This is a genomic window from Flavobacterium sp. (genome assembly GCF_040382755.1).
GTDB lineage: Bacteria > Bacteroidota > Bacteroidia > Flavobacteriales > Flavobacteriaceae > Flavobacterium.
In genome coordinates this window covers 1-9,205 of the sequence record NZ_JBEIET010000086.1, presented here as the reverse complement: position 1 = coordinate 9,205, position 9,205 = coordinate 1, and the positions used below count along the sequence as shown (strand labels likewise).

General features: G+C 31.6%; 6 protein-coding genes. 2 read left to right on the top strand and 4 right to left on the bottom strand.

What is annotated here, in order from left to right:
* Positions 1-813: metallophosphoesterase (locus ABWO04_RS08270; RefSeq protein ID WP_353079038.1), on the bottom strand; the 813-nt coding region annotated here is incomplete at its 3' end.
* Positions 814-937: 124 nt separating this feature from the next.
* Here ABWO04_RS08270 and polA point away from each other — a divergent pair.
* Positions 938-3,772: a DNA polymerase I gene (gene polA, locus ABWO04_RS08265; RefSeq protein ID WP_353079036.1), complete on the top strand. Its 2,835-nt coding sequence runs from the start codon at positions 938-940 to the stop codon at positions 3,770-3,772.
* A gap of 80 nt (positions 3,773-3,852) precedes the next feature.
* Here polA and ABWO04_RS08260 read toward each other — a convergent pair whose 3' ends face one another.
* Genes ABWO04_RS08260 through ABWO04_RS08250 form a run of 3 tightly spaced genes read right to left on the bottom strand, consistent with a single transcriptional unit; the run spans position 3,853 to position 8,634 of the window.
* Positions 3,853-5,238, bottom strand: coding sequence for a DUF5689 domain-containing protein (locus ABWO04_RS08260; RefSeq protein ID WP_353079034.1), 1,386 nt, complete (start codon positions 5,236-5,238; stop codon positions 3,853-3,855).
* A gap of 5 nt (positions 5,239-5,243) precedes the next feature.
* Positions 5,244-5,861 (bottom strand): hypothetical protein, encoded by a 618-nt coding sequence (locus ABWO04_RS08255; RefSeq protein WP_353079032.1) that lies wholly within the window; start codon positions 5,859-5,861, stop codon positions 5,244-5,246.
* 10 nt (positions 5,862-5,871) lie between these two features.
* On the bottom strand, positions 5,872-8,634 hold the full coding sequence (locus tag ABWO04_RS08250; protein WP_353079030.1) for a carboxypeptidase-like regulatory domain-containing protein: 2,763 nt from the start codon (positions 8,632-8,634) through the stop codon (positions 5,872-5,874).
* Between the two features lie 134 nt (positions 8,635-8,768).
* Here ABWO04_RS08250 and ABWO04_RS08245 point away from each other — a divergent pair.
* Positions 8,769-9,205 (top strand): endonuclease/exonuclease/phosphatase family protein (locus ABWO04_RS08245; RefSeq protein WP_502903975.1); only part of this gene is annotated, 437 nt, incomplete at its 3' end.

Genomic DNA, 9,205 nt, shown 5'->3' with positions numbered 1-9,205 from the left:
TACATTTTCATTCATTAACAAGGTAAAATCTAATTTTTTATGAATGCTTTTTACATCTTCAAAATTTTGAATTTCTTCTTTTTCCGAATCCCAATCGAAATACTTCCCATAATCGTGATTTCCTAAAATGGAAAATTTACCTAACTTTGGTTGATACAATCCTTTAAAAGTATCAATCCACGGATCCATTTCTTTAGCATGTGTATTTACAATATCGCCAGTGAACAATAATAAATCTGAATTTTGTTGGTTAATTAAATCTACAGCATATTTAATTTTATCGGTATCTTCATCAAAACTACCGCTATGAATATCAGAAATTTGAGTAATTGTCATACCATCAAATTCTTCAGGTAAATCGTCGAAAAAGATTTGTTGTCGCAGTACTTTAAAATTATATTTCCCAATCGTCATTCCGTAAAGTAAAGAAGCAAAAGGAATAGTCGCAATTCCTAAAGCAATCTGGCTCACAAAACGTCTTCTTGGACTAAAAAATTGTTCTCTGTTTTCATCAACAAAACTCATAATTGATGCTTCCACCAAGCGTGAAACATCCTCAATAAATAAAATTAAAAAAATTAAAATTTTAGGAACATAAATAAGTAATGTCATCCCAATAACAAGCAAACTTGTTTTGTTTTGTCCTTTACCTCTATCGAAATTCATAAATGAATAGACGATAAAAAGCATTAAAACGATTGAAATCACTAAATAAATTAATAAAACCCATTTGTTTTTGGTAATCGTTTTAATTGCTTGAAATGAATAAAATTCGACAATTAATAATATTAGAAGCGGTATTAAACCTTTCATATTTTTTTATTTTTTACAAATTAACTAACAAGTTCACAATTAACATAAATATTTATTGAAATTTAACAAAGATTTTTTATTTAAAGTATTGTATTTTTACAAACGAATAGATAAAAAACCATTTATGTCACAAAAACGCTTATTTCTTTTAGACGCTTACGCATTAATTTTTCGCGGGTATTATGCCTTTATAAAAAATCCAAGAATTAACTCAAAAGGTATGGATACTTCTGCAATTATGGGATTTATGAATGCCTTAATGGATGTGATTAAACGTGAAAAACCAGATCATTTAGCGGTTGCATTTGATAAAGGCGGGAGTACGTTTCGTTTGGAAATGTTCGAACAATATAAAGCCAACCGAGATGCTACGCCAGAAGCTATAAAAATTGCGGTGCCTTATATTCAAGATTTATTGCGTGCTATGCATATTCCAATTATAGAAGTTGCTGGTTTTGAGGCAGATGATCTCATCGGAACGATTGCCAAACAAGCCGAAAAAGAAAATTACAAAGTTTTTATGGTGACACCAGATAAGGATTTTGCCCAATTGGTTTCGGAAAATATTTTTATGTATCGTCCTGCCAGAATGGGGAATGATATTGAAATTTGGGGAATTCCTGAAGTTCAAGCAAAATTTGAAATAGAACATCCATTACAAGTTATAGATTATTTGGGAATGATGGGCGATGCCGTAGATAATATTCCAGGATTACCAGGTGTTGGAGAAAAAACAGCAAAGAAATTATTAGCTGAATTCGGTTCAATGGAAAATCTTTTAGACAATACTGACAAACTAAAAGGTGCTTTAAAAGACAAAATTGAAGCCAATAAAGCACAAGGCATTTTATCTAAAAAATTAGCTACAATTTTATTAGATTGTCCAGTAACTTTTGATGAAAAAGATTACGAATTATCTACACCAGATGTAGAGAAAACAGATGCGTTATTTATGGAATTAGAATTCCGACAAATGAAAGCGCAATTCGATAAATTGTATAATCCAGCAGCGAATACTGAAGTAACAAATTCTGAGATTCCTGTTTTAAAGAAAGCACCGGTTAAGAAAACTACTGATGAACAGTATGATTTATTTGGTTTTTCAGATAGTGAAGATGCTACGGAAACACATACTTCGTATTATACAACTTTAGAAAATACGGAACATTTCTATCAAAACGTACAAGGTGATTTACCAACAAGAATGTTCGTTCAAAATTTATTGAATCAAACTTCGGTATGTTTTGATACGGAAACGACTGGTTTAGATGCTTTAAATTCCGAATTAGTAGGCTTGGCATTTTCTTGGGAAAAAGGAAAAGGATTTTATGTACCATTTCCAGAAAACAGAGAAGAAGCTCAGGTTTTCATTGAAAAATTCAAGCCGTTTTTCGAAAATGAAAACATCGAAAAAGTAGGTCAAAATATTAAATACGATTTAAAAATTCTTTCTCAATACGGAATTGAAGTTAAAGGAAATTTATTCGATACGATGATTGCGCATTATTTGATTAATCCCGATATGCGTCATAATATGGATGTATTGAGTGAAACGTATTTGAAATATTCGCCAAAATCTATTACCGAATTAATTGGGAAAAAAGGGAAAAATCAGGGCAATATGCGCGATATTCCTCTAGATGAAATTAAAGAATACGCTGTGGAAGATGCCGATGTAACGATTCAACTTAAAAATCATTTTTTACCTATTTTAGAAAAAGTGGGTACGAAAAAATTATATGATGAAATTGAAATTCCGTTAGTACCCGTTTTAGCCGATATGGAAAAAGAAGGTATTAATTTGGATGTCGATTTTTTAAATAAAATGTCCGTTGAAATGACGGCTGAAAGTAAAGCTTTAGAGCAAAAAATATACGAAACCGCTGGCGAAACGTTCAATTTAGCATCTCCTAAACAATTAGGTGATGTTTTATTTGACAAAATGAAAATTGGCGGAGCAAAACAAAAGAAAACCAAAACGGGTCAATATGCAACTGGTGAAGAAATATTAAGTTATTTAGCCCACGACAATCCGATTGTAAAAGACATTTTAGAATGGCGTCAAATGGTAAAATTACAAAGTACTTACATTGATGCGTTGCCGAATCAAGTGGATTCAAAAACAGGACGCGTTCATACCGAATATTTGCAAACTGTTGCGGCAACAGGTCGTTTGAGTTCTAATAATCCGAATTTACAAAATATTCCTATTCGTACCGAAAGAGGAAGACAAATTAGAAAAGCATTTATTGCCAGAAATGAAAATTACACCTTAGTTTCTGCCGATTATTCTCAAATTGAATTACGAATTATAGCGGCTTTATGTGGTGAAGAAAATATGATAGCTGCGTTTAAAAACAATGAAGACATTCATAAAAGTACGGCTGCTAAAGTTTTTAATATTCCTTTAGAAGAAGTAACAAAAGAACAAAGAAGTCACGCTAAAACCGTCAACTTCGGAATTGTGTATGGTGTTTCGGCATTCGGATTGAGTAATCAAACCAATTTATCACGCAAAGAAAGTGCCGAGTTGATTGATGCCTATTACAAAACCTATCCGAAATTAAAATCATTTATTTCAGATCAAGTAGATTTTGCAAGAGAAAACGGTTATGTAGAAACCATTTCGGGCAGAAGACGTTATTTAAAAGATATTAATTCGGCCAATGCAATTGTTCGTGGTGGCGCGGAAAGAAATGCCGTAAACGCACCAATTCAAGGTTCGGCGGCAGATATTATTAAAATCGCGATGATTAACATTCATAAAAAACTAAAATCGGAAAATTGGCAATCCAAAATGTTATTACAAGTGCATGATGAATTGGTTTTTGATGTGCATAACAGCGAATTAGAAAAAATTCAACCGATGATAAAACACGAAATGGAAAACGCTTTTAAAATGATTGTTCCGTTAGAAGTTGAAATTGGTAGTGGAAAAAACTGGCTGGAAGCACATTAGAATAGTGTTTAGTGTTCAGTTAATTTATAAAAAAATGCCTTCTTAAATTAAGAAGGCATTTTTTATTTGTATAATATGAATTAGTTTATAATAATATCATCGATTTGCATTGTAGTTGTTACACCACCACTACCATTTCCAATATATTCAAAAACTAAAAAGCCATTTCCAGTTAATGAGCTAGGTATTGCCCAATTTCCACTATCCGTAAAATTAGTTGGATAACCTGAAGCCAAACCTGGATCTATTGTAAAACTTGACGTAATATTTGTTAATGTTGCTGTTGTAACATCTGAACCCGCAACATAATTTGTAGTGTAATATACTTTTAAACAAGATCCATTAGCAAAACCAGCTTTGGTTTTAAATGAAACTGTTGAGGCACCTGTAAGATTTATAGGTACAAAAAACAAACTTCTATTAGCTTCGGCTGTTCCTCCAAAAGAGCTCATTTGAATATATTTATTTCCACCAAACGTTTTTACTTGCCAATATCTAGTTCCAATTGCAGCATCATTGATATATTTTGGAAAAATTTGCTGATTTGAAGTGGTGTATGATGTAAATGGTTCATTTAAAGTTGCGTCATATGTTAATGATGTTCCTACAATTGGCGGAGCAAAATCAACCGTTAATCTTGGATTTGTCAACATAATATCATTTTCCGTACGAACCATAAATTGGAAAGTACTTCCAAATTTGGTTAATACACCACGTATTTTTCCACTTTTATTTGAAACTGGCTTTGATGCAAAGTTGGCAAATTCAGAAATTCTTACGATAATTTTGTTTCCAAATTGATCAGTAATTTCATGGTTGGTAGCACCACCTAAGTTATTTAAAGTGGCATCAAAATATTTTTTTCCAATTGATGCATCAGTAAATTGCACATTATCCAATTCGATAAGTTTATTTAAATTGGCATTATTTAATGTGGCTAAAACGGTTAAATTATTTACCAAAGTATTTTCATTTACTTTAGTACAACCACGTTTAATAATTCCTTCATATTCAACTCCAGAAATTCTGCCTACTTCATCATCTGTTAAAATAGCAGGTGTTCCGTTATTGTATAAAGAACCTAAAACCATAGCGCCATTTTCTGTAACGAAATATCTGTCTTTTAAATTTACGTATACCTTTCTACCTGGCTCATATTTCGTATATAAATTATAAGCGTCTATTGGCATACTAAATCCTTTTGTGCCATCAACAGAAACTAATGATATTGATTTATAAAAATTTCCTCCTTCATCACTTGAAGTTACAAATGCTTCAATAATGTCATTAGGTACATATTTTTGATATGTAGCTGTAGAAGTAGCAATTAATGCAGGAACCGTAATAGTTGCAGTTAAATCACTACACTCTCCTGATAAATTAGGTGCGTCATAATTATCGCTATTAATACAACTAAAAAGAGTTGAAAATAGTAATGTTGCTAATAATATGTTTATTTTTTTCATACCTCTTAATTATTTAATTTATAAAATAAAAAATTATCTACTTGAAATGCACCGTCTAAAGTAGTGTCTGTTCCAGAACCTTTGAATTTGAAGGCAATATGTGCTTTTCCATTGTAAGCAGATAAATCAACATTACTTGCAACAAACTGATACCAAGCGACACTTTTTGTAGGAACATTCGCTTGTAATGGTGTCCAAGTAGCTGCCAAAACATTAGTACCATCATAATTTGTCGAAATAAAAACCTGTAAGCTATTATTTGGCGAATCCACATCTAAATGGTGTTGCGCTACTTCAAATGCCACTCCTTTTTTCTGTGCTACATCTAAATTAATTTCTGGCGAAATTAACCACGCTGTGTTTACAGGACTTCCAGAGTTAAATGCACTAAACTCAGCATATCCATTTCCTGAGAACGTTTTTTCTCTCCACTTCCATGCTCCAGTTTCGTTAAAATTTGTCCATGATGCAATATCTAAATCTGTACTATTCACTGCGGTTTGAAAATCTTCATTAGAAATAGTCACTGTAGTTGCTGGCAAAGCCGTTTCATCTTCGGTACAACTTACTAAAGTTGTCATAAAGAATACAGCTAATGTAATTTTTAATACTATATTTTTCATATCTAAAAAATTAAAAGTTAACGTATACATTTAAAAAATAAGTTCTTCCGTATCCGTAAAAATATTTAGGTCCGAAAGAAGGTGTTCCGTTTGCATTATCTGCTTGTAAGTCTGGAAAAGTAGCTTTTCTTGATTGTTCAAAACCACCTGTTTTGTAGGTAGTATCTAACACATTATTAATAGAAGCGAAGAAACCAATTGTAGTAGTATCAATTCGCCAAGATTTTCCACCTGTAAGATTTAACAGATTAAAATTAGCAAATTTTTCTTGTTTTAATGCTTGTCTTACAGCCGCTTCAGTAGCTCCTGGATAAGATATTCCAATACTATTTAATGAAAAATTATCAGTTCTTGTAATATTCGAAACATCTAAATACGAATCTGCTAAGTAATTAATATTTGCACCTACCCACCAGAAATTTGGATCTCTATATTCTAATCCTAAAGAGGCAGCCGTTTGTGGCATACCTGGTAATCTGTAATTTTTTAAATACGCTTTACCAAAATCTACAACTGGTTGTGTATTGGTTAAAGTTGCTTGTGCATCGTCATTAATTTTTAAGTTTGGATTGTTGCCATACAAATATTGACCATATGATGCAGCAACTGTACCTTTAATTGTAGAAGTAAACTGATATTCTAAACCAATTTCAGCACCAAAATTTCTCTTTTCAATTCCTGTTAAAAGTTCAGAAATAAAAGAGTCTACATCTCCATTATCATCTTCTCCAATACCTTCAGCGTAAAAGAATGAAATTTCTGTTGCATTTTGTACTCTTGAAGCAAATCCTGTTACACGTGCTTTAAACTTAGGCGTTCTTACAACATAAGAAGCATCTAAACTCGCAATTGTTTCGCTGTTTAATTCTGGAGTAATGTTATTATTAATACGAGCATTTGCAAAAGTATTTCTCATATTTGGTGCTTTTGTCATATACACCCCATTGAAATCAAATAAATGTTGCCCTGTAATTTTATATGTTAATCCACCTTTGAATCCAAAATTTTCAAAAATTTGTTTTGATCCTTTTCCAAAAGACGTGTTAGCATAAATTCCGTTTCTGTATAACCCTTCTCTTTGATATTGAGTTCTTGAGAAAGATTGTGCCAAATAGAAATCTACTTTTTTGTATGTAAATTTAAATTGTGTAAATGCATCTGCAACTACAGCATTTAAATTATAATTGTATCCGTATTCGTCACCCACTTTAATTTGTCGGTTCGGATTATTTAAATCAGATTGCGTTTGATCTCCTGAATAAAACGGATCAACATCTGAAAAATATTGGCCTCCTAATAAATCCAACATATTCTGGAAATTATGAGATTTTAATTTTTTAAAACTTGCTCCAGCATTTAATTTTACGTTATCCGATAAATCTGAAAATAAAATGGAGTTAGCTGTAATTTGTTTGTCATCCGTTCTGTCTTCATACAACGCATAAACGCTCTTTCCAGTATTAACACTACTATTTTGGTTTGCGTAATACATCGCATTCCAATTAATTTGACTGTTATTTAAGAAGTAATTTTGAGCTGCATTTGCACCAGCAATATCCCCTAAATTAGAAAAATAACTCGGTAAGTTTTTATAATAGGTTGGATCGGGATTATTTGCTGTTTGAAAATCTAATCTACTATTTCCAATAGAACCCGTTTGATAAGCAACATTTGTATTTAATGTAGTTTTATCAGATATTTTCCAATAATGACTTAACATTAAAATTGGTTCTTCTACATCTTTATCTCTTGAATTACGCTTTTTACCATCTTGCCATCCCCAATATGAGTTGTATTTAATTCCTTTTAAATTATTTACTTCATCGGTATTTGGAGACGATTTTCCTCTTGTATTTTGAGCGTAAATTGCTGTAAAATTCAAACTGTGTTTTTTATTAATTCTTTTTTCAACACTTGCAAAAAAGGAATTAGCTCCGTAATCAGTTCCTTCAAAATAACCCTCTTGCGCCCATCTTCTTGAACCAGAAATACTATATGCCCAACCATTATCCATTAAACCTGAATTATGAGTAACCATAGAACGCCAAGAATAATTCGTATTGGTTCCTGCCATAGAAATTCTTGTTCCTTTTCTGTACAAAGAAGCTCTTGTATTAATTTCTTGCGTTCCTAAAATACCTCCAAAAGTATAATCTGATGGTGCAGAACCTAATGTAAATTCTTGGATTCTTGTGGCGTCATTTAATCCGCCCCAGTTGCTCCATTGTGGTCTTCCATCATAGATTTTATTCATTGAAATACCATTAATCATAGTTACTCCATATTCATTATCTAAACCTCTCATTCGAAATCTAGCTAAACCCCAGTTAAATGCTGCGGCTTGCTGATAAGCATCTCTTGAAGATTGTAATAAACCTGCAGTACTTTCAGAACCACTGTTGTCATCACCTAAGTCGTTTTCAGTAATGGTTACTAAACTTAATTGTTGTTCGGAAGTAATGTCTTCATCTAAAAACAATAAACCTACATCTAACGTTTGATTCGCAGCAACTTCAATTGGAAAATTTTGAGTATTGTAGCCATCTACAGAAATTACTAAAATTTGGTTACCTACTGAAATACCACTAATTTGAAATTCTCCCAAACTATTGGTTGTTACAAATTGTTCATTAGATTGAATCATAACTTTCACGCTACCCAAAGGGCTTTGCGATTTTGAATCAACTACCTTTCCTTTTACAGTTGATTGGTTTTGAGCCATTACAAAAACAGCTTGAAACAAAAACAAAAGACTTAATACAAGTTTTTTCATACTTTATTATTAATTAATACCTTACAAGCAATTTAGTAACAAACTAAAAAGCTAACAAAGATAAAACAATAAATTAAATTATTTACCTTTGTTTCAAATTTTACACTTTATATAATTATAACTTAACCTTAAATATGAACATCAAATCAATTTACAGTGCTTTAGCGATACTATTATGTGTTTCTGCAAGTTTCTCTCAAGGAAAAAAGACCTACCTGGTTAATACAATTGCTTTTTACAATTTAGAAAATTTATTTGATACGATAAATGATCCAAATATAAATGATGAAGATTTTATTTATACGCCTGAAAATTATAAAGATAAACTTCAAAAATTAGAACGAGTAATTTCTCAACTTGGAACAAGTGCCGAGCAAAAGAATTCTCCTGTGATTTTAGGCGTAGCCGAAATTGAAAACAGACAAGTATTAGAAGACCTATGTAAGCAACCACTTTTAGCTGCTAAAGGCTATTCGGTTATTCATTTTGATTCGCCAGATAGACGTGGAATTGATACCGGATTTTTATATCAAAAAGGACATTTTCAACCTACGAGTTATAAAAATTATGC

Bases quoted from the DNA above. Each gene is read 5' to 3' on its own strand.
- ABWO04_RS08255 (WP_353079032.1), bottom strand. From the start codon at position 5,861: ATGAAAAATATAGTATTAAAAATTACATTAGCTGTATTCTTTATGACA.
- ABWO04_RS08260 (WP_353079034.1), bottom strand. From the start codon at position 5,238: ATGAAAAAAATAAACATATTATTAGCAACATTACTATTTTCAACTCTT.
- polA (WP_353079036.1), top strand. From the start codon at position 938: ATGTCACAAAAACGCTTATTTCTTTTAGACGCTTACGCATTAATTTTT.
- ABWO04_RS08250 (WP_353079030.1), bottom strand. From the start codon at position 8,634: ATGAAAAAACTTGTATTAAGTCTTTTGTTTTTGTTTCAAGCTGTTTTT.